This window comes from Staphylococcus durrellii, from assembly GCF_015594545.1.
GTDB classification, from domain to species: domain Bacteria; phylum Bacillota; class Bacilli; order Staphylococcales; family Staphylococcaceae; genus Staphylococcus; species Staphylococcus durrellii.
In genome coordinates, this window is record NZ_JADIIO010000001.1 from 785,815 (window position 1) to 805,755 (window position 19,941).

At 33.4% G+C, this 19,941-nt stretch carries 24 protein-coding genes and 1 riboswitch; of the genes, 20 read left to right on the top strand and 4 right to left on the bottom strand.

Features of this window, described 5'->3' with window-relative positions; all coding sequences use genetic code 11:
• Nucleotides 1-66: 66 nt before the first annotated feature.
• The 9 genes from ISP02_RS03670 to fabZ all read left to right on the top strand — a co-directional run bounded on the left by ISP02_RS03670 (nt 67) and on the right by fabZ (nt 7,706).
• Nucleotides 67-594, top strand: a complete 528-nt coding sequence (locus tag ISP02_RS03670; RefSeq protein ID WP_195720297.1) for a F0F1 ATP synthase subunit B — start codon at nt 67-69, stop codon at nt 592-594.
• Nucleotides 594-1,133, top strand: a complete 540-nt coding sequence (locus tag ISP02_RS03675) for a F0F1 ATP synthase subunit delta (protein ID WP_195720298.1) — start codon at nt 594-596, stop codon at nt 1,131-1,133. Before ISP02_RS03670 ends, ISP02_RS03675 begins: the two co-directional genes overlap by 1 nt.
• Before the next feature lie 23 nt (nt 1,134-1,156).
• Nucleotides 1,157-2,665 (top strand): F0F1 ATP synthase subunit alpha, encoded by a 1,509-nt coding sequence (gene atpA / locus ISP02_RS03680; protein ID WP_195720299.1) that lies wholly within the window; start codon nt 1,157-1,159, stop codon nt 2,663-2,665.
• 31 nt (nt 2,666-2,696) lie between these two features.
• Nucleotides 2,697-3,563, top strand: a complete 867-nt coding sequence (gene atpG, locus ISP02_RS03685) for an ATP synthase F1 subunit gamma (protein WP_195720300.1) — start codon at nt 2,697-2,699, stop codon at nt 3,561-3,563.
• Between the two features lie 20 nt (nt 3,564-3,583).
• Nucleotides 3,584-4,996 carry a F0F1 ATP synthase subunit beta gene (gene atpD / locus ISP02_RS03690; RefSeq protein ID WP_195720301.1) on the top strand — a complete coding sequence of 471 codons (1,413 nt, stop codon included), beginning with the start codon at nt 3,584-3,586 and terminating at the stop codon, nt 4,994-4,996.
• A 20-nt stretch (nt 4,997-5,016) separates the two neighbouring features.
• Nucleotides 5,017-5,421 carry a F0F1 ATP synthase subunit epsilon gene (locus ISP02_RS03695; RefSeq protein WP_195720302.1) on the top strand — a complete coding sequence of 135 codons (405 nt, stop codon included), beginning with the start codon at nt 5,017-5,019 and terminating at the stop codon, nt 5,419-5,421.
• Between the two features lie 209 nt (nt 5,422-5,630).
• Nucleotides 5,631-5,864, top strand: coding sequence for a DUF1146 family protein (locus ISP02_RS03700; protein ID WP_195720303.1), 234 nt, complete (start codon nt 5,631-5,633; stop codon nt 5,862-5,864).
• A gap of 103 nt (nt 5,865-5,967) precedes the next feature.
• Nucleotides 5,968-7,233: a UDP-N-acetylglucosamine 1-carboxyvinyltransferase gene (murA, locus tag ISP02_RS03705; RefSeq protein ID WP_195721820.1), complete on the top strand. Its 1,266-nt coding sequence runs from the start codon at nt 5,968-5,970 to the stop codon at nt 7,231-7,233.
• A gap of 32 nt (nt 7,234-7,265) precedes the next feature.
• Nucleotides 7,266-7,706 (top strand): 3-hydroxyacyl-ACP dehydratase FabZ, encoded by a 441-nt coding sequence (fabZ, locus tag ISP02_RS03710; protein WP_195720304.1) that lies wholly within the window; start codon nt 7,266-7,268, stop codon nt 7,704-7,706.
• Nucleotides 7,707-7,780: 74 nt separating this feature from the next.
• Here fabZ and ISP02_RS03715 read toward each other — a convergent pair whose 3' ends face one another.
• Nucleotides 7,781-8,224, bottom strand: a complete 444-nt coding sequence (locus tag ISP02_RS03715; protein ID WP_195720305.1) for a YwpF-like family protein — start codon at nt 8,222-8,224, stop codon at nt 7,781-7,783.
• Between the two features lie 188 nt (nt 8,225-8,412).
• Between ISP02_RS03715 and ISP02_RS03720 the strand changes: the two genes are divergently transcribed.
• The 7 genes from ISP02_RS03720 to yidC all read left to right on the top strand — a co-directional run bounded on the left by ISP02_RS03720 (nt 8,413) and on the right by yidC (nt 14,205).
• Nucleotides 8,413-8,799: a single-stranded DNA-binding protein gene (locus ISP02_RS03720; RefSeq protein ID WP_195720306.1), complete on the top strand. Its 387-nt coding sequence runs from the start codon at nt 8,413-8,415 to the stop codon at nt 8,797-8,799.
• 441 nt (nt 8,800-9,240) lie between these two features.
• Nucleotides 9,241-10,011 carry a transglycosylase family protein gene (locus ISP02_RS03725; RefSeq protein WP_195720307.1) on the top strand — a complete coding sequence of 257 codons (771 nt, stop codon included), beginning with the start codon at nt 9,241-9,243 and terminating at the stop codon, nt 10,009-10,011.
• A gap of 126 nt (nt 10,012-10,137) precedes the next feature.
• A riboswitch (TPP riboswitch) is annotated at nt 10,138-10,235 on the top strand.
• 76 nt (nt 10,236-10,311) lie between these two features.
• Nucleotides 10,312-10,992 carry a thiaminase II gene (tenA, locus tag ISP02_RS03730; RefSeq protein WP_195720308.1) on the top strand — a complete coding sequence of 227 codons (681 nt, stop codon included), beginning with the start codon at nt 10,312-10,314 and terminating at the stop codon, nt 10,990-10,992.
• A gap of 2 nt (nt 10,993-10,994) precedes the next feature.
• Nucleotides 10,995-11,819: a bifunctional hydroxymethylpyrimidine kinase/phosphomethylpyrimidine kinase gene (gene thiD / locus ISP02_RS03735; RefSeq protein ID WP_195720309.1), complete on the top strand. Its 825-nt coding sequence runs from the start codon at nt 10,995-10,997 to the stop codon at nt 11,817-11,819.
• Nucleotides 11,812-12,600, top strand: a complete 789-nt coding sequence (gene thiM, locus ISP02_RS03740; protein WP_195721821.1) for a hydroxyethylthiazole kinase — start codon at nt 11,812-11,814, stop codon at nt 12,598-12,600. The genes thiD and thiM overlap by 8 nt, the downstream gene beginning before the upstream one ends.
• 3 nt (nt 12,601-12,603) lie before the next feature.
• Complete coding sequence (gene thiE, locus ISP02_RS03745) at nt 12,604-13,248, top strand: thiamine phosphate synthase (protein WP_195720310.1); 645 nt, start codon at nt 12,604-12,606, stop codon at nt 13,246-13,248.
• Between the two features lie 87 nt (nt 13,249-13,335).
• Complete coding sequence (gene yidC, locus ISP02_RS03750; RefSeq protein WP_195720311.1) at nt 13,336-14,205, top strand: membrane protein insertase YidC; 870 nt, start codon at nt 13,336-13,338, stop codon at nt 14,203-14,205.
• Nucleotides 14,206-14,256: 51 nt separating this feature from the next.
• Here yidC and ISP02_RS03755 read toward each other — a convergent pair whose 3' ends face one another.
• A complete protein-coding gene (locus ISP02_RS03755; RefSeq protein ID WP_195720312.1) occupies nt 14,257-14,910 on the bottom strand; it encodes an HD domain-containing protein in 654 nt (217 codons plus the stop codon).
• Nucleotides 14,911-14,930: 20 nt separating this feature from the next.
• Complete coding sequence (cls, locus tag ISP02_RS03760) at nt 14,931-16,415, bottom strand: cardiolipin synthase (protein ID WP_195721822.1); 1,485 nt, start codon at nt 16,413-16,415, stop codon at nt 14,931-14,933.
• Nucleotides 16,416-16,557: 142 nt separating this feature from the next.
• Here cls and csoR point away from each other — a divergent pair, with 142 nt between their 5' ends.
• The 3 genes from csoR to ISP02_RS03775 all read left to right on the top strand — a co-directional run bounded on the left by csoR (nt 16,558) and on the right by ISP02_RS03775 (nt 17,348).
• Nucleotides 16,558-16,851, top strand: coding sequence for a copper-sensing transcriptional repressor CsoR (gene csoR / locus ISP02_RS03765; RefSeq protein ID WP_195720313.1), 294 nt, complete (start codon nt 16,558-16,560; stop codon nt 16,849-16,851).
• A gap of 12 nt (nt 16,852-16,863) precedes the next feature.
• A complete protein-coding gene (gene csoZ, locus ISP02_RS03770; RefSeq protein WP_195720314.1) occupies nt 16,864-17,070 on the top strand; it encodes a putative copper chaperone CsoZ in 207 nt (68 codons plus the stop codon).
• Between the two features lie 137 nt (nt 17,071-17,207).
• Nucleotides 17,208-17,348 (top strand): Lmo0850 family protein, encoded by a 141-nt coding sequence (locus ISP02_RS03775; RefSeq protein ID WP_103295720.1) that lies wholly within the window; start codon nt 17,208-17,210, stop codon nt 17,346-17,348.
• 42 nt (nt 17,349-17,390) lie between these two features.
• On the opposite strand, the gene ISP02_RS03780 is transcribed toward ISP02_RS03775, so the two are convergent.
• Nucleotides 17,391-18,605: an FtsW/RodA/SpoVE family cell cycle protein gene (locus ISP02_RS03780; RefSeq protein WP_195720315.1), complete on the bottom strand. Its 1,215-nt coding sequence runs from the start codon at nt 18,603-18,605 to the stop codon at nt 17,391-17,393.
• Nucleotides 18,606-18,866: 261 nt separating this feature from the next.
• Here ISP02_RS03780 and ISP02_RS03785 point away from each other — a divergent pair, with 261 nt between their 5' ends.
• The gene (locus ISP02_RS03785) at nt 18,867-19,937 is read left to right on the top strand and encodes a D-alanine--D-alanine ligase (protein ID WP_195720316.1); all 1,071 of its coding nucleotides are present in this window, start codon (nt 18,867-18,869) and stop codon (nt 19,935-19,937) included.
• Nucleotides 19,938-19,941 lie beyond the last annotated feature (4 nt).

A 19,941-nucleotide genomic window follows, 5' to 3' on the forward strand; every position in this document is an offset into this window, starting at 1 on the left:
ACGACTTTGCCCTTCGTTTTACTATTAAGCAAATGGTTATTATGCATGAAAGGAGTGTAAGGCTAAGTGACTGCTACGACAAATACGTTCGTACTTGGTGCAGCTGAAGCACATGGCGTTCAATGGGGAACTATTTTTGTTACTATATTAACATTTCTTGTTTTATTAGCATTATTAAAGAAATACGCATGGGGCCCATTAAAAGAAGTTATGGACAAACGTGAACGTGACATTAATAAAGACATTGATGACGCTGAACAAGCTAAGTTAAATGCACAAAAGTTAGAAGAACAAAATAAACAAACGTTAAAAGAAACTCAAGAAGAGGTTCAAAGAATGATAGAAGAAGCAAAAGTTCAAGCACGTCAACAACATGAAGAAATTATTCATGAAGCTAACGTACGTGCTAATGGTATGATCGAAACGGCGCAAAATGAAATTAATAGTGAAAAAGAACGCGCTATTGCGGATATTAATAATCAAGTGTCGGATTTATCTGTTCTTATTGCTTCTAAAGTATTACAAAAAGAAATCAGCGAACAAGACCAAAAATCATTGGTTGAAAAGTACATTAAAGAGGCAGGGGATAAATAATGGCGAAAGTAGCAATGAAATATGCTGAAGCTTTATTTGGCACCTCTCTTGATGCTAATAATTTGGATGTGGTTTATGAACAGTTTTCTGAGGTTGAAAATGCGGTTTCATCTGAAATCCAAGTTTTAAAAGAGTTAGATCTTGACCCTAAGAAAAATAAAGAACAACGCGTTCATTTTGCTGAAAAGGTATTTGCGAGTGCAAATGACTACTTATTGAATATGTTAAAAGTACTTGCTTCTAATAGACATCTTGGAATGGTTAGTGAAGTATATAGTTCATTTAACCATCTATATAATAAACACAATAACCGAGATTACGCAGTTATAGAATCAGTATATGCTTTATCAAATGAAGAATTAGATGAAATCGGAAAGAAAATAATACAGCAAACAAAATTATCTAAAGTATTGCTTAAAAACGAAATCAACGAGCAATTAATCGGTGGTATACGTGTGAAAGTAGGGACTAAGGTAATGGATGCGAGTATTCAGAACGATTTAGCTCAATTAGAGAAAAATTTTAAAAAAGTGCATTAATTAATAACAAAGGAGTGACATAGATGGCCATTAAAGCTGAAGAGATCAGTGCATTACTACGCTCACAAATTGAAAATTATGAGTCGGAAATGTCTGTAACTGATGTTGGTACAGTCTTACAAATTGGTGACGGCATTGCTTTAATTCATGGTTTAAACGATGTAATGGCTGGAGAGCTCATAGAATTTAATACCGGCGTATTGGGCTTAGCTCAAAACTTAGAAGAATCAAACGTTGGTGTTGTTATTTTAGGACCATATGACGATATTAAAGAAGGCGACGAAGTAAAACGCACCGGTCGTATTATGGAAGTCCCAGTGGGTGACGAATTAATAGGTAGAGTAGTTAACCCATTAGGACAACCTATCGATGGACAAGGTCCAATCCATACTACTAAAACAAGACCCGTAGAGAAAAAAGCTACTGGTGTAATGGATCGTAAATCAGTAGACCAACCGTTACAAACAGGTATAAAAGCTATTGATGCATTAGTACCAATCGGTAAAGGGCAACGTGAGTTAATTATTGGTGACCGTCAAACTGGTAAAACGACAGTGGCATTAGATACGATTTTAAATCAACATGACCAAGACACTATTTGTATTTATGTAGCTATTGGACAAAAAGATTCAACTGTTCGTGCTAATGTTGAAAAACTGCGTCAAGAAGGTGCTCTAGATTATACAATCGTTGTATCTGCGTCTGCTGCAGATCCGGCTCCATTACTATACATTGCTCCATATGCTGGTGTAACGATTGGCGAAGAGTTTATGTTTGATGGAAAAGATGTATTAATTGTTTATGATGACTTAACTAAACAAGCATCTGCTTACCGAGAATTATCACTATTATTACGTAGACCACCAGGTCGTGAAGCATACCCAGGTGACGTGTTCTACTTACATAGTAGATTGTTAGAAAGAGCAGCCAAATTAAATGACGAATTAGGTGGTGGTTCAATTACGGCGCTACCAATTATTGAAACTCAAGCAGGAGATATTTCTGCGTACGTACCTACTAACGTTATTTCTATTACTGATGGACAAATCTTCTTACAATCAGATTTATTCTTCTCTGGTGTAAGACCTGCTATTAACGCGGGACAATCAGTATCACGTGTAGGTGGTTCGGCGCAAATTAAAGCTATGAAAAAAGTAGCAGGTACTTTACGTTTAGATTTAGCATCTTTCCGTGAGTTAGAATCATTCGCACAATTTGGTTCAGATTTAGACGAATATACTGCACAAAAGCTTGAACGTGGTAAACGTACTGTAGAAGTGTTAAAACAAGACAAAAACAAACCACTACCTGTAGAAAATCAAGTATTAATTATTTTTGCTTTAACTAAAGGTCACTTAGATGATATTCCAGTTGAAGATATTACACGTTTCGAAAGTGAATTAAACATTTGGGCAAAATCAAATGCAACAGAATTACTTGAAGAAATTAGAACAACTGGTGGATTACCTGATTCAGATAAATTTGAAACAACAATTAATGAATTCAAAAGAAGCTTTAGTAAATCAGAATAAGTAGTAAGAGTTATGAAAAGGTGGTGAGATAATGGGATCTCTTAAAGAAATTGATACACGTATAAAATCCACGAAAAAGATGAAACAAATTACCAAAGCGATGAACATGGTATCAAGTTCTAAGTTACGTCGTGCGGAAGATAATACAAAATTATTTAGACCATACATGGATAAAATGCAAGATGCAATTACTGCAGTAGCAGGTGCAAATCAACATTCAAACCATCCAATGCTACAACAACGTGAAATTAAAAGACGTGGTTACTTAGTCATTACCAGTGACAAAGGTTTAGCAGGGGCATACAATGCCAATGTATTGAAAAGTCTAATTAAAGATATGGATTCACATCATAAAGATAATGATGATTATTCATTAATGGTATTAGGTCAAACTGGCGTAGATTTTTTAACTAATAAAGGATATCGCATTGATGACTCTTTAACGGAAGTGCCAGATCAACCTTCTTTCAAAAGCGTTCAAGCCATTGCTGAAAAGGCGATTGATTTATATAGTGATGAGGATATCGATGAATTAACGATTTATTTCAGCCATTTTGTCAATGTTTTAGAAAATAAACCTTCGAAGAAAACGGTACTTCCATTATCTCCAGAAGATTCAAGTCTTGGACATGGTCAAATGTCTTCTTATGAATTTGAACCTGACAAAGAATCAATATTGAGCGTAATTTTACCTCAATACGTGGAAAGCTTAATATACGGAACAATCTTAGATGCAAAAGCAAGTGAACATGCAGCACGTATGACTGCAATGAAAAATGCGTCAGATAATGCATCAGATCTTATTGATGATTTATCATTAGAATACAATAGAGCGAGACAAGCAGAAATCACCCAACAAATTACTGAAATTGTCGGTGGTTCAGCTGCACTTGAATAGAATTAAAGGAGGATACAAAAATGGGAGTAGGCCGTGTGACCCAAATTATGGGGCCAGTCGTAGACGTTCGTTTTGAACATAACGAAGTGCCTGAAATTAACAATGCTTTAGTTTTAGATGTTGAAAATGGCGAAGAAACGACATCTTTAACATTAGAAGTCGCTATTCAATTAGGCGACGACGTAGTTCGAACTATTGCAATGGATGGAACAGAAGGCGTAAAACGTGGTACTGAAGTTAAAGATACTGGTAGAAGTATTAGTGTACCAGTTGGAGACGCCACATTAGGTAGAGTATTTAACGTACTAGGCGACGTAATTGATTTGGATGAAGAGATTGATTCTTCAGTTCGTCGCGACCCAATTCATAGACAATCCCCAGCTTTTGATGAATTATCTACAAACGTAGAAATTTTAGAAACTGGTATTAAAGTAGTAGATTTATTAGCACCATACCTTAAAGGCGGTAAAATAGGACTTTTCGGTGGTGCAGGTGTAGGTAAAACAGTTTTAATTCAAGAACTCATTAATAATATTGCACAAGAACATGGTGGTATTTCTGTTTTTGCTGGTGTAGGAGAGCGTACACGTGAAGGTAACGACCTTTACTTTGAAATGAGCGACAGTGGAGTTATTAAAAAGACTGCTATGGTTTTCGGACAAATGAACGAACCACCTGGTGCACGTATGCGTGTTGCATTATCAGGACTAACTATGGCTGAGTATTTCCGTGATGAAGAAGGTAAAGATGTATTATTATTTATCGACAACATTTTCAGATTTACACAAGCCGGTTCTGAAGTATCAGCATTATTAGGTAGATTGCCTTCAGCTGTTGGTTACCAACCAACTTTAAGTACAGAAATGGGACAATTACAAGAAAGAATTACTTCAACGAATAAAGGATCTGTAACGTCTATTCAAGCGGTGTTCGTACCTGCCGACGACTATACTGACCCAGCACCAGCTAACGTTTTTGCTCACTTGGATTCTACTACTAATTTAGAACGTAAATTAACTGAAATGGGTATTTATCCAGCAGTTGATCCATTAGCTTCTACTTCTAGGGCATTGGAACCAAATATCGTAGGACAAGAGCATTACGATGTTGCACGTGAAGTACAATCAACGTTACAAAAGTATCGTGAGTTACAAGATATTATTGCTATCTTAGGTATGGACGAATTATCTGAAGAAGATAAACAAACAGTTGAACGCGCACGTCGCATTCAATTCTTCTTATCTCAAAACTTCCACGTTGCTGAACAATTTACTGGCCAAAAAGGTTCTTATGTTCCAGTTAAACGTACCGTTGCGGACTTCAAAGATATTCTTGAAGGTAAATATGACCATATTCCAGAAGATGCATTCAGACTTGTTGGAAGTATGGATGATGTAATAGAAAAAGCTAAAGATATGGGCGTTGAAGTTTAAAAAATTAGGAGGTATGGATAATGAGTACATTAAGCCTAAATATTGTCACTCCTAATGGCTCAGTTTACGATAGGGAAGATGTCGAGTTAGTTGTATTACAAACTACTGCTGGCGAGATTGGTGTCATGTATGGCCATATTCCTACCGTAGCAGCGCTAAAAACTGGATATGTCAAAATTAACTTTGATAATGGTTCAGAATTTATCGCAGTGAGTGAAGGTTTTGTTGAAATAAGACAACATAAATTATCGATTATTGTTCAAACTGCTGAAGCTGCTAAAGACATTGATGTTGAAAGAGCTCAATCAGCTAAAACAAAAGCCGAAGAGCATATAAATAGTGAACAAGATCGCGGTGATGTTCATAGAGCTGAACGTGCGCTAGAACGTGCAAATAACAGACTTTATGTATCTAGCTTAAAATAATTTCATTCAAGAGAAGTTCCAATCAGGAACTTCTCTTTTTTTGTCATTAAAATTTATAAAGATTAAATTGATAAAAATTGTGGACTTTGCATAAAATCATTGGTTAAAGTTATATTTAAAATAATCACTATATTATTTAAATGAAAAGTATCTTTTGGGGGATTTTTCGTGTAGAATACTTTAATAGAGATGAATGAGGAGAATTTAACATGGAGTATTTAGGTCAGTTTGCAATTATACATTTGATATTGCATGTCGTATGTATTTGTTTAAGTTATTGGGCACTAAATGTACTCAGATTGGACCAATTTTTTAAAAAGGGTGCACCTTTAAAGGTACAAGTATGTATGATATTTTTAGCGATATTATTAGGTACAGCCGTGAGTAATTTTATTGTAGATTTATTACAATTTTCAACACAGGTAAAATATTTGTTGCAATAATCCAAATAGTTGTTATTTAAATTTGAATATAGATATAATTATATGAAAGAAAATATTCATAAATTAAACGAGATGAAATTGTAATTTAAGTGGAGGATAAATGATGGACAAGATAGTTATAAAAAGTAGCAATAGATTAACAGGAGAAGTAAAGGCGTCAGGAGCTAAAAATGCAGTATTACCGGTATTAACTGCGTCTTTACTTGCATCGGAAGGTATAAGTCAATTACATAATGTCCCTGCACTTAGTGACGTAGAAACGATTAATAATGTAATTTCTACTTTAAACGCAGATGTAACTTATGAGAAAGATGGAGAAGCCGTAACTGTTGATGCGACTAAAGATTTATTTGAAGAAGCACCTTATGAATATGTGAGTAAAATGAGAGCAAGCATTCTAGTTATGGGACCTTTATTAGCACGTTTAGGTCATGCAAAAGTTGCTTTACCAGGAGGTTGTGCGATAGGATCTAGACCTATAGAACAACATATCAAAGGCTTTGAAGAATTAGGTGCTGATATCCATATGGATGGCGGCTTTATTTATGCTAACGCTAAAAACGGATTAAGAGGTGCGACAATACATTTAGATTTTCCAAGTGTAGGCGCAACCCAAAATATTATTATGGCTGCTTCATTAGCCAAAGGCAAAACTGTTTTAGAAAATGTAGCACGCGAACCAGAGATTGTTGATTTAGCAAACTACATTAACGAAATGGGTGGAAATGTCTTAGGCGCAGGTACAGATACAATCACAATTAATGGCGTAGATAAACTTCATGGAGTGACACATTCTATAATACCTGACCGTATAGAAGCTGGCACTTTATTAATAGCTGGTGCAATCACACGTGGAGATGTATTGGTTAAAGGTGCTATTAAAGAACATATGACAAGTTTAGTATATAAATTAGAAGAAATGGGAGTAAACCTTGAGTATTTTGATGATGCTATTCGTGTTAGCGCAGAAGGTGACTTAAAACCTGTAGACGTTAAAACATTACCACATCCCGGATTCCCTACGGATATGCAATCGCAAATGATGGCATTGTTGTTAACGGTAGAAGGTAATAAAGTTGTGACTGAAACAGTATTTGAAAATAGATTTATGCATGTAGGTGAATTCCAACGTATGAACGCTAACATTACTGTAGAAGGTAGAAGTGCAAAAATTCAAGGTAAGAGCCAACTTCAAGGCGCTCAAGTGAAAGCTACGGATTTACGTGCAGCGGCAGCCTTAATTTTAGCTGGATTAGTTGCTGAAGGAACTACGCATGTTACTGAGTTAAAACATTTAGATCGTGGTTATGTGAATTTACATGGTAAATTAAATTCGCTAGGCGCTAATATTGAAAGAGTCAACGACTAAACTAAACATAGATTATTGGAGGATTTAATAAAATGGAAACTATTTTCGATTATAATCAAATCAAACAAATCATCCCACATAGACAACCATTTTTATTAATTGATAAAGTAGTGGAATATGAAGAAGGTAAACGTTGTGTTGGTATTAAACAAGTATCCGGAAACGAACCATTTTTCAATGGGCATTTTCCAGAATATGCTGTAATGCCTGGCGTACTTATTACTGAAGCTTTAGCACAAACAGGAGCTGTAGCGATGTTAAATAACGAAGATAATAAAGGTAAACTTGCTTTATTTGCAGGGATTGATAAATGTCGTTTTAAGCACCAAGTTGTACCTGGAGATACTTTAACTTTAGAAGTAGAGATTACTAAAATTAAAGGCCCTATCGGTAAAGGTAATGCTAAAGCAACCGTAGATGGACAAGTAGCATGTAGTTGTGAATTAACATTTGCATTGCAAGACGCAAAATAACAAAAAGAGCTTAACTTTTTATAAGTTAAGCTCTTTTTGTTTGAGAATAATAATAAATTATATTTAATTTTTAATTAATGCTTATCTGATTTTTCGTCTTTCAGACGAGGTTTAGATTGCATTAATCGATTAAATGAAGTTTTAAGTTCGTCGCCAGTTAGGCCTTCATCAACTAATTGTTCTAATAAACTTTCAGCATACACTTGTCTCAAAGTATAAATATGACATTCTAAAACTACTGAAATTGACCCATTTAATTTCGTGATATGTTTAATAGTCGCATCAAATAAAGCTGGATCATTTGATGGGCGTGTAATGACTACGCGAATATCTAACAAAGTTTCATTATCCATATAAGATTTCATTGTGTCGTAGTGATAATCTGGAATGACAAGCTCTAATAACCATCCAGTACCGCTATTTTCTTTATTAATAATTACGCCATCTTCCAATTCGTATTCAGTTACGCCACCGTTTTCTGAAACAATTTGGAATCTGACAGCTTTAAATGTTTTCATTGCCTCACATCCATTAAACAAATTTAACTTTTACAATAAATAAGATTATGTAGTTATTATAACGTAAATTCAATTTGATAAGCCAATTTTTATAAAATATAGTAGTCTATTTTTCTTTCGTTTACAAAAAACGGCATTTTGACGTTGAGCGTTAATGTAACTAAGATATAACTACAAGGAGGTGAAACATGATAAATAATATAGTTGTCGTAGGACGACTAACACAAGATCCACAATTTTATAGTAAAGAAACAATAGATTATGCAACACTTTGTCTCGCGGTAGATAGGCCATATAAACGTAAGCCTGAACAGCAAAATTGTGATTTTTTATATTGTAAGGCTTTTGGTAATCATGCTAAAAATATCCACCAATATTTATTAAAAGGAGCACTCGTAGGCATTACTGGACATATGCGATCTTCTAAATATGAAAAAGACGGCCAAATGCATTATGGAACAGAAATCATTATCGAAACAATTAAATTTATGTCTCCTAAAGAAAAGCATCATCAAAATCAAAACGTAGAACTATATGATAAAGAAACTGCTGATTTAATATTCTCCTTGAATTAATCTATTTAATTTAAATGATTTATCCTCAATTTCAAACACATTGTTAAACTAACCATCATTTTATTAACCATCATATTAAACTCATCAAATCCTATTATTAATTATACTTGGCAAAGGCTATTGCTTATTTAAAATTAAATATAGCAATAGCTTTAATTATCGTTGTTTAAGTTGGAACTGAGGCTAAACTATATACAGAAAAATCAGATTTATTACGTCAAAATTACAACTAAAATAAAGTACTGTATATTTTCAAAACTGTCATGAGCGAAAATTTGAACTTTTAAAGTTTTTGATTTCTCCTAAATTGTTGTAATAGCGTTGTAAAAAATGCTCCTTTTTTTTTATTTCACTGTAACCTACAGTATTTTTATGAATGTTAGAGTAGTATTTGCGAAATGATGATAAAACTAATTATCTTATTAGGAGGATTTTTTAATTATGAAAAAAACATTACTTACTTCAACTATAGCATTAGGATTAGGCGTAACAGGCTTAGCAACAGGACATCATGCAAATGCAGCTGAAACAACAGGAGCAAACCATGCTCATTTAGCACATTTAGCACAAAATAATCCATCTGAATTAAATGCAAAACCTGTTCAAGAAGGTTCTTATAATATAAACTTTGACCAAAATAATACTAATTATCAATTTTCTTCAAATGGTCAAAACTGGTCTTGGAGTTATAATAAAGATGCTGGTAATGCTCAACAAGCTCAACCACAACAAAGTGGAGAAGCTCAACAACAAGAGCAACCACAACAAGGTGGAGAAGCTCAACAACAAGAGCAACCACAACAAAGTGGACAAGCTCAACAACAAGAACAATCACAACAAAGCGCTCAAACTCAACAACAAGAACAACCTAAACAACAACAAGCACCTCAAAATGAGCAAACTCAACAGCCACAACAAGAATCTACTTCAAGCTCAAACGATTCAAGTTCAAGTGATGACAGCGGTTCTTCAGTAAATGTTAACAGTCACTTAAAACAAATCGCTCAACGTGAATCTGGTGGCGACATTCATGCAACAAATGCATCAACTGGTGCATCAGGTAAATATCAATTCTTACAAACTACATGGGACTCAGTAGCACCTTCTCAATATCAAGGTCAACCAGCTTCATCTGCACCTGAATCAGTACAAGATAAAGCTGCAATGAAATTATACAATACTGAAGGTGCTTCACAATGGGTAACTGCATAATTTACCTATAAATTAAAAAATATGATTTAATAATATTAAGCGTTGCCTAATTAAAGGTAGCGCTTTTTTCTTGATTTTTTGCAAATTTCAAGGCTATTTGTTATCTTTAGTAAGAAAACATTATAATAAAACTACTAGGGGAGCCATTGGCTGAGATGATGTAAATCAGACCCTTAGGACCTGATTTGGTTAATACCAACGTAGGAAAGTAGTCTACATGTGCTTAATTTTTAATTTCGCCTAGTTAGGACTACATTCTTACGAGGAATGTAGTTTTTTTTATTAGGAGGAACTTTAGCAATGACATTTTCACAAGAGTTAAGAACAGCAGCTAAACCCATTTTAGCAAATATATATAATGATAATTTCATTCAACACATGCTAGCTGGAGATTTATCAGCCGAAGCAGCAAGATTTTACTTAAGAGCTGACGCATCGTATCTTAAAGAATTTGCAAACATCTATGCATTACTTATACCTAAAGTAAATACTATGGAAGATGTAAAATTTTTAGTAGAACAAATACAATTTATTGTAGATGGTGAAGTTGAAGCCCACGAGATAATAGCTAATTATATTGGAGAAGATTATGAAGAAATAGTGCAAGAGAAAGTATGGCCACCAAGTGGTGATCATTACATTAAACATATGTATTATAATGCATTTGTTAAAGAAAATGCTGCACACACAATAGCAGCAATGGCACCTTGCCCTTATGTATATCAGTATATCGCACGCCAAGCTTTAAAAGATGAAAGTTTAAACAAAAATTGCATATTAGCAAAATGGTTTGAATTTTATAGTACAGAAATGGAAGAACTCGTAAATGTTTTTGATAAATTATTAGATAAATTAACAGAAAATGTATCACAACAAGAACGAGATAGTATTAAAGAAAGTTATTTACAAAGTACTGTTCATGAACAAAACTTTTTTAATATGGCATATATTCAAGAATCATGGGATTTTGGAGGTAAATAAATATGAAAAAACCTAAGATAGCGTTAACGATTGCAGGAACCGACCCAACGGGAGGCGCTGGTGTTATGGCAGACTTAAAATCATTTCATGCCTGTGGTGTATATGGCATGGCAGCTATAACGAGTATCGTGGCGCAAAATACAAAAGGCGTTCAACATATTCACAATTTGACTCCACAATGGTTGGAAGAACAGTTAGATAGTGTATATGATGACGAATTACCTCAAGCTTTAAAAACAGGTATGATTGCGTCTAAAGCGATGATGGAATTAATACAATCATATATATCCAAACACCCAGAAATTCCATATGTAATTGACCCAGTAATGCTTGCTAAAAGTGGTGATTCACTAATGGATGACGAAGGTAAAAACAATTTGAAATCTATTTTATTACCACTTGCTACTGTAGCTACGCCTAATATTCCTGAGGCAGAAGAAATTACAGGATTAACAATTAAAAATGAAACTGATGTATACAAAGCTGGACATATTTTTATAAATGAAATAGGTAGTAAAGGCGTTGTTATTAAAGGTGGTCATGCTAATGATGATGAACAAAATTCTACAGATTATTTATTTATAAAAGATGAAGTTTACAAATTTACAGAACCACGTTTTGATACGCCTCATACACATGGGACAGGTTGCACATTTTCAGCTGTTATTACTGCTGAATTAGCAAAAGGGAAAACAATATATGATGCAGTACAAAAAGCGAAGAAATTTATTTCTATGAGCATACAATATACACCTGAAATTGGTGAAGGACGGGGTCCAGTGAATCACTTTGCTTATATGAAAAAGGAGGGCTTAGATGATGAATAACTTGGATACTATTCGTCAACAAAATCCTTTAGTCGTATGTTATACGAACGATGTTGTGAAAAACTTTACTGCGAATGGGCTGTTAAGCTTAGGAGCTAGTCCGGCGATGAGCGAAGCACCAGAAGAAGCCGAAGATTTCTTTAAAGTTGCATCGGCATTGTTAATTAATATAGGTACACTTAACAAGGCACAAAGTCAAGATATGTTGAAAATAGCGCATATCGCTAATAAGTCAGAGGTACCCCTAGTCTTTGACCCGGTTGCAGTAGGCGCTTCTAATTTTAGAAAGTCATTTTGTCAACAGTTTTTGTCAAAAATTGATGTAGCCGTCATCAAAGGTAATGCATCAGAAATATTAGCATTAATAGATGAAGGAGCTACTATGAAAGGCACAGATAGTGACGATGATTTACATGTGTTAGATATTGCGCAACGTGCACAAAAAAAATATAATACGACCATAGTCATTACAGGCAAAGAAGATATTATTGCCCAAGAAAATAAAATAGTGAAGTTATCCAACGGCTCATCATTTTTAGCTAAGATTACTGGTGCTGGTTGTTTGTTAGGTGGCGTTATCGCTAGTTTTTTAAATAAACGTTTATCACCAGATATCTATAATGTGATAGAAGCAGTATCAATTTACAACATTGCAGCTGAACAAGCAGAAGATGAAGTAATAGCACAGGGGCCAGGAACATTTTTAACGCGCTTTATTGATAAATTATACAGTATTGATCATTCAGACTATATAAAGCTAAGTCAAATTGAAGAGGTGTAAACAATGTTTCAGCCAGGCGATTTAAGACTATATTTTATTTGTGGAACACAAGATTTAAGCGATAATCGTAATATCTTGGATGTTGTACAAGAAGCACTAGATGCAGGTATTACAATGTTTCAATTCAGAGAAAAAGGTGAAGGTGCATTAATTGGTTCTGACAAAGAGCAACTCGCTGTAAAGTTACAAAATTTATGTCGTTCTTATGATGTACCATTTATAGTAAATGATGACGTTTCATTGGCGTTGGCAATAGATGCAGATGGAATTCATGTTGGACAAGACGATGAAAATATAGATAAATTTATTCATCAATTTAAACATAAAATCATAGGATTAAGTGTTGGCAATTTAGATGAATATCATAATTCGGATTTATCACATGTTGATTATATAGGCGTGGGCCCGATGTTCCCAACATTTTCCAAAGAGGATGCTAATGAACCTGTAGGACCTGAAATGATTATTCAACTCAGAGAAAAAGAAAAATTAAAAGATTTTCCAATGGTTGGTATTGGTGGCATTTCATTACAAAATTATAAAGAAGTAATGAAAGCTAAAGCGAACGGGGTTTCAGTGATTTCAGCTATAGCTAAAAGCAACAATATAAAAAGTACAGTTCGACAATTTTTACAATATATTGATTAATAGTGAAAATATTATGTTTTTGATTTTCACTTATACTCTAATATGATAAAATGATTTTTGTGTGAATATATCATTAGAGGTGGAAAAATGAAGAAAAAAGCGCTATTACCTTTACTTTTGGGAGTAATGGTCTTTCTAGCAGGATGTGACTACTCTAAACCGAGCAACAGAAATGGTTTCTTCTTTAATACATTTGTTGAACCGATGGATAAATTGATACATTGGTTAGGGACGAATTTTAATAATGATTATGGTTTAGCAATTATTGTAATTGTTGTAGCTATTCGTTTAGTTTTATTACCATTCATGTTATCAAATTATAGAAATAGTCATATGATGCGTGAGAAAATGAAGGTGGCTAAGCCTGATATCGATGCAGTTCAAGAAAAGGTTAAACGTTCTCGTACTCAAGAAGAGAAAATGGCTGCCAACCAAGAAATGATGGAAGTTTATAAAAAGTATGATATGAATCCAATGAAAAGTATGTTGGGTTGTTTACCAGTTCTAATCCAAATGCCAGTAATTATGGGATTATATTTTGTCTTGAAGTTCCCATCAGGTGGCGGATTTACTGATCATCCTAATTTCTTATGGTTTGATTTATCAAAACCAGACATTTGGATAACAGTTATCGCTGGTATTTTATACTTCTTACAAGCATATGTATCAAGTTTAAGCATGCCGAATGAACAGCGTCAAATGGGTTACATGATGATGGTTATTTCTCCAATCATGATTGTGTGGATTTCATTAAGTTCAGCTTCAGCTCTGGGTCTATACTGGTCAGTCAGTGCCGCGTTCTTAATTGTCCAAACACATTTAGCAAACATGTATTATTCAAGAGTTGCTAAAAGAGAAGTAGCTCCAATGTTAGAATCTATGAAAAATGACAACAGTAGCGATGGCAATAAAGCTAAAAATACACAAGTTGTATCTAAAAAAGGTAAGAAAAAATAATACTTTCGTTATAAAAAACGTCTTTCAAATAATTGAAAGACGTTTTTTATATTAAATTGATGACTCCCATTCATAAAAAAATTGTTGTACAAATTGTTGCATAAAATTATGTCTTTCTTTAGCTAGTGTCATTGCAGTTTTAGTATGCATTAAATCTTTTAAGTTAAATAATTTTTCATAAAAATGCTTGATCGCAGAAGGTGATAAATCATTTAAATTTACCGTACCATTTATTAAGGACGGGAAGTCAACTTCATTACTCCACATAGGCTCATTAAACGCACCAGCAAACTGAAAAGTTCTAGCAATTCCAATAGCGCCTAAAGCGTCTAATCTATCAGCATCACGAACTATTTGGCCTTCTTTTGTTAGCATCGTAGTATGAGTTTGAGCATGGTTATAGCTTATATTGTTTATAATATGTAAAATTGCTTCACATTCATTTTTTTCAATTTCTAGCGAAGCTAAAAATGTGCGAAGATTTTTAGCTGCTTCATCAATGTTTGTTAACTTAGAATCAACCGTATCATGTAGAAGGCAAGCCATGTTTATTATAAAAGTATTAACAGGTTGTTCTCGGTCTGCAATATATAGTGCTAACCGTTCGACTCTGTGAATATGTGCAATATCATGACCAGAATAATCATTTCTATGAAATTTGGTCATAAACGTGCGTGCTCTTTTTAGTTTTTCTTTTTGCTTCATACATACTTCACCTCATTAATTTATAAAATAGGAGACAGTAATCGGGAGATGCCCTCTTTAAACTTAATCCATAAGCTACGTTGCGCGTATATTTCTTTCGTTAGTCTATAAGATACTAATAAGTCTTTTTCAAATGCATGGCGTAATTGTTTAGCGAGTGATGTATCATACATAAATGCATTAATTTCAAAATTTAATGCAAAACTTCTATGGTCCATATTCGTTGTCCCGACACTGGCAACTTCGTCATCGATAACGACACACTTAGAATGTAAAAATCCATCTCTATAATGAAATATATTGACGCCAGCATCTAATAAACTCGCAACATTATTATAAGTTGCCCAATAGACAAAAGGATGGTCCGGTTTATCTGGAATCATTACATTGACATTAACTCCACCTAACGCAGCTATTTTAACTGCATCTAAAAATGCTTGGTCAGGAATAAAATAAGGTGTTTGTATGAAGATACTTTTTTTGGCAGATGCAATCATTTTTAAATAACCATATTTAATTTGTTCCCACTCTTCATCTGGGCCACTTGATGCAATTTGAATACCTATATTACCTTCATAATTCACATCAGGGAAATAACGATCTTGGTAGCTTAGATTAGAACGTGTAGACTGAGCGTTCCAATCCAACATAAAGCGTAATTGTAATGCGTTGACAGCATCACCTACAATACGCAAATGTGTATCTCTCCAGTAACCAAATTTCTTTTTAAGTCCTAAGTATTCATCGCCTACATTGAATCCACCAACATAACCAATTTTGCCATCGATAACGACAATTTTTCTATGATTACGATTATTCATTCTTAAATTAATTAAAGGTAATTTAGATGGGAAAAAAGCCTCAACTTGTCCACCTTTATTACGAAAAGCTTTAAAATCTTTAACTGACAATGATCTTGATCCCATATCGTCATAAAGCATTTTAACTTCTAAACCTTCATCTAGTTTTTGTTCTAATGCAGATAAAACACTTTTACCTAAATTATCATGACGGAAAATATAATATTGAATATGAATATAATCTTTAGCGTTATGAATATCTTCAAGTAGTGCGTCAAATTTTTTTCTGCCGTCTGTGTAAATCGTCACATCATTATCTGTCGTTAAAAAGGCTGCGTTATTATAAAGTAGCATTTGTACCATGTCTTTAAATTTAACAATTTGATGATTACCTTTTGAAAAATTATCATTTTTAAGTGCTTCGAGTTGTTCATTAACAATCATTTGGATACCGATTTTATCTTTTTCTTCAATTTTAAAGATATGGTTGCGCTGTATTTGACGTCCAAATAATAAATACAAGACGAAACCTAAAATAGGTATTAAGACAAGTACTAGCAGCCAAGCCCAAATGGACCCCGCTGTTCGTCTCTCTAAAAAGATAATCGTAAAAGCAAATAATAAATTTAAAGCAAATGCACTTATAAATATAATGTTTAAAACGACATTAGAATGATGAAGTGCAATAGACCACGTTGTTTCCATCATATATATTCCCCCAAAGTAACATTACATTTAATTCGTACAAAGTCTTTGCCATTGTAACATGAGTTGAAATTTTTATCATTTGACTCATACCCATTATGGGTATACGATAATCTTAAATATATAATAGGAGAGGGTAAATATGACTGGAGTATCTCAAGCCCATCACTCTACACAAACTAAAAATAATTTAAAATCTCGTTTAAACCGTATCGAAGGACAGGTAAAAGCAATTAATCGTATGATAGATGAAGATGTCTATTGTGATGATGTGTTAACCCAAATTAGAGCAACGCGTTCGGCTTTGAATAGTGTGGCAACTAAATTATTGGATCATCATATGAAGAGTTGTATTATGGAAAAAATTGAAAATGGTGAGAATGAAGCAGCTATGGAAGAACTGCTAGTTACTTTTCAAAAATTAATGAAAGACTAAAGAGGCATTAAGATGGAAACAAAAGTAATCTTTATTACAGGTTTAAAAACTTTAGAACAAGCAGCAGCATTAAAAAAAGATTTGTTAAATATTATCGGTGTTTATCATACTAACGTAGATGTTCAAAATAGTTCTGTTCAAGTTACTTTTGAAACGCCCGCTAATTTAAATAATATAGAAAAAGAAATATATGATAAGGGTTATACAATAAACTTTTAAAATGTTGTAGAATTTACAAAAATTGAACTACATTGTAAAAAATATTCAAAAAAATGGAAAAAATTGCAATTTTGTGTAGTAACATATAATAAAATAGGGTATGATGAAGTAGAAGCCATACAGTCAGGAGTGATGATATGAATAAGAACAACGACAAATTACAAAACGTAGTTAAGCTATTATCATCATTAGGGGTAAACATAAAGAAAACTAAATCAAGATTTGAAGTTATGCATACTTTACCAACTACTGTGAAGACCACTAACGAACTGAAATAGTCAAAAAGGACCTAGCGAAGTGCTAAGTCCTTTTTTTATTGCCTATGAAGTTTTTTGTCGTAATGGCGTCTTGGTCGTATCTTCATTAAATCGTTTCGGTTGATGGTAATATATAGAGAGTGCTACACCAACCCCACACATCAGGCTCCATAATGAGCTACCACCATAACTTATAAATGGTAATGGTATACCAGTAATAGGTAGTAACTGAATTGTCATACCAATATTTTGTAATATATGGAATAGTAATAATGAGACAAAACCAATTAAGAATAGCTTATTAAACGGATTTTCATCATTTGTTGCTAATCGTATTAGGTGAAAGATTAAACCTAAGAAAATAAGCAGTAGAATGACAGAACCAATAAAACCAAATTCTTCGCCTACAACTGAAAAGATAAAGTCAGTGTGATTTTCTGGAATGTAGACTTCACCATGATTAAACCCTTTACCTAACAATTGACCAGAGCCAATAGCTTTAAGAGATTCTGTTAAATGATAACCATCCCCGCTACTATAAGTATATGGATCTAACCAAGAACTTATTCTTCCTAACTGATATGTTTTAACACCTAATAAACTTTCAATTAATGAAGGTCTATAAATCATTGCTAGCAAGATACTCGACGCAAATGTAATGACTATTAAAAAGACAGGTGCTAATAATTTCCACGTAATGCCACTAGCTATAATGACACCTACTATGATAGCGCAAAGCACTAGTGTAGTACCTAAGTCATTCTGTAATAAAATAAGTGCCATTGGTAATAATGATATACCGATAATTTTAAGTAATAATTTAAAATCTGTTTCGAGCGATTTGTTAAAAGTAAACTTATTATGTTGCATTACTAATTTGGCTAATGCTAATATCAATACTATTTTCATAAATTCAGAAGGTTGGACACTAATTGGACCTAGCTTGTACCAACTTTTGGCACCATTGATTATAGGAGTAAAAGGTGTTTCTGGAATGATAATCAATACAAACAATCCAAAACATAAAATAAAATACAATAAATAACTGTACTTTATTAACTTTTTAGGAGAGACGATCATAATTAAGCCAGCAATAATAGCTCCTAATATATAATATAATATTTGTCTCACACTAAAGTTAGCGCTGTATTGACCTCCGCCCATAGCAGAATGTATTAAACTCACACTAATAATAGCTAATATCACGATAACGCCCACTAAAATCCAATCGACGCGTCGCAACCAACTGTGTTCTTTTGAACGACGTGAATTACTCATTGCATACTCCTTAAAATAATTTCTAAATTATGTAATATAGTTAGATTTTACCTAACTTTCTATTATATTGCTAGGACAACAGTAGTTAAGTTTAAATAAATTTATTGTACTATATTTATATATATCTTAACGTGTATAGCTTTGTAAATTACATATTATTTAATTATTTAAATTTAAAAATGACTATTCACTTAATCGATGCAAAGATATATTAAATCGTGATATGATGTAGTTTAATAATAATATTTGGAGGCAAAAGAGATGGCTAAAGAAAATATTTGTATCTTGTATGGAGGTAAAAGTGCCGAACACGATGTGTCGATTTTAACAGCTCAAAATGTCCTGAATGCGATTGATAAAGAGGTTTATCGCGTAGATATCATTTATATTACAAACGATGGACAATGGAAAAAGAAAACAGATATCGTTAACGAAATTTCGGACATAGATTACTTAAGATTAAGTGACACTGAAGCGGGAGATATATCTCGATTACTATCCACAGAAAAAAATCAACGCCCATATAGTGGAGTCTTTCCTTTATTGCATGGTCCCAATGGTGAAGACGGCACTATGCAAGGCTTATTCGAAGTATTAGATTTACCATACGTTGGTAATGGTGTATTAGCCGCATCAAGTACAATGGATAAATTAGTGATGAAGCAATTATTTGCGCATAGAGGTTTGCCTCAATTACCATATGTTAGCTTCTTAAGAAGTGAATACCAAAAGTACCAAGGTAATATCTTAAAATTAGTACATGATAAACTTGAATATCCCGTGTTTGTTAAACCTGCTAACTTAGGTTCTAGTGTAGGTATAAGCAAATGTAATAATGAAGAGGAATTAAAAACAGGTATCGAAGAAGCGTTCCAATTTGACCGCAAACTTGTTATCGAACAAGGAATCGATGCACGTGAAATAGAAGTTGCCGTGTTGGGAAATGACTACCCTGAAACTACTTGGCCTGGAGAAGTTATAAAAGATGTAGCATTTTATGATTACAAGTCTAAATATAAAGATGGTAAGATTCGATTGGATATACCTGCTGATTTGGATAAAGAAGTACAATTAACATTAAGAAATATGGCGGTAGAAGCTTTTAAAGCAACTGATTGTTCAGGTTTATTACGTGCAGACTTCTTCGTTACTGAAGATAATCAAGTCTTCATCAACGAAACAAATGCAATGCCAGGTTTCACTGAATTTAGTATGTACCCTAGTCTATGGGAAAACATGGGGGTACCATATGGTGACCTAATTAAAAAATTAATAGAGTTAGCTAAAGAGAAACATGAAGATAAGAAGAAAAATAAATACAGTATTAATTGAGGCG

Bases quoted from the DNA above. Each gene is read 5' to 3' on its own strand.
- ISP02_RS03675 (WP_195720298.1), top strand. From the start codon at position 594: ATGGCGAAAGTAGCAATGAAATATGCTGAAGCTTTATTTGGCACCTCT.
- atpA (WP_195720299.1), top strand. From the start codon at position 1,157: ATGGCCATTAAAGCTGAAGAGATCAGTGCATTACTACGCTCACAAATT.
- atpG (WP_195720300.1), top strand. From the start codon at position 2,697: ATGGGATCTCTTAAAGAAATTGATACACGTATAAAATCCACGAAAAAG.
- atpD (WP_195720301.1), top strand. From the start codon at position 3,584: ATGGGAGTAGGCCGTGTGACCCAAATTATGGGGCCAGTCGTAGACGTT.
- ISP02_RS03695 (WP_195720302.1), top strand. From the start codon at position 5,017: ATGAGTACATTAAGCCTAAATATTGTCACTCCTAATGGCTCAGTTTAC.
- ISP02_RS03700 (WP_195720303.1), top strand. From the start codon at position 5,631: ATGGAGTATTTAGGTCAGTTTGCAATTATACATTTGATATTGCATGTC.
- murA (WP_195721820.1), top strand. From the start codon at position 5,968: ATGGACAAGATAGTTATAAAAAGTAGCAATAGATTAACAGGAGAAGTA.
- fabZ (WP_195720304.1), top strand. From the start codon at position 7,266: ATGGAAACTATTTTCGATTATAATCAAATCAAACAAATCATCCCACAT.
- ISP02_RS03715 (WP_195720305.1), bottom strand. From the start codon at position 8,224: ATGAAAACATTTAAAGCTGTCAGATTCCAAATTGTTTCAGAAAACGGT.
- ISP02_RS03720 (WP_195720306.1), top strand. From the start codon at position 8,413: ATGATAAATAATATAGTTGTCGTAGGACGACTAACACAAGATCCACAA.
- ISP02_RS03725 (WP_195720307.1), top strand. From the start codon at position 9,241: ATGAAAAAAACATTACTTACTTCAACTATAGCATTAGGATTAGGCGTA.
- tenA (WP_195720308.1), top strand. From the start codon at position 10,312: ATGACATTTTCACAAGAGTTAAGAACAGCAGCTAAACCCATTTTAGCA.
- thiD (WP_195720309.1), top strand. From the start codon at position 10,995: ATGAAAAAACCTAAGATAGCGTTAACGATTGCAGGAACCGACCCAACG.
- thiM (WP_195721821.1), top strand. From the start codon at position 11,812: ATGAATAACTTGGATACTATTCGTCAACAAAATCCTTTAGTCGTATGT.
- thiE (WP_195720310.1), top strand. From the start codon at position 12,604: ATGTTTCAGCCAGGCGATTTAAGACTATATTTTATTTGTGGAACACAA.
- yidC (WP_195720311.1), top strand. From the start codon at position 13,336: ATGAAGAAAAAAGCGCTATTACCTTTACTTTTGGGAGTAATGGTCTTT.
- ISP02_RS03755 (WP_195720312.1), bottom strand. From the start codon at position 14,910: ATGAAGCAAAAAGAAAAACTAAAAAGAGCACGCACGTTTATGACCAAA.
- cls (WP_195721822.1), bottom strand. From the start codon at position 16,415: ATGGAAACAACGTGGTCTATTGCACTTCATCATTCTAATGTCGTTTTA.
- csoR (WP_195720313.1), top strand. From the start codon at position 16,558: ATGACTGGAGTATCTCAAGCCCATCACTCTACACAAACTAAAAATAAT.
- csoZ (WP_195720314.1), top strand. From the start codon at position 16,864: ATGGAAACAAAAGTAATCTTTATTACAGGTTTAAAAACTTTAGAACAA.
- ISP02_RS03775 (WP_103295720.1), top strand. From the start codon at position 17,208: ATGAATAAGAACAACGACAAATTACAAAACGTAGTTAAGCTATTATCA.
- ISP02_RS03780 (WP_195720315.1), bottom strand. From the start codon at position 18,605: ATGAGTAATTCACGTCGTTCAAAAGAACACAGTTGGTTGCGACGCGTC.
- ISP02_RS03785 (WP_195720316.1), top strand. From the start codon at position 18,867: ATGGCTAAAGAAAATATTTGTATCTTGTATGGAGGTAAAAGTGCCGAA.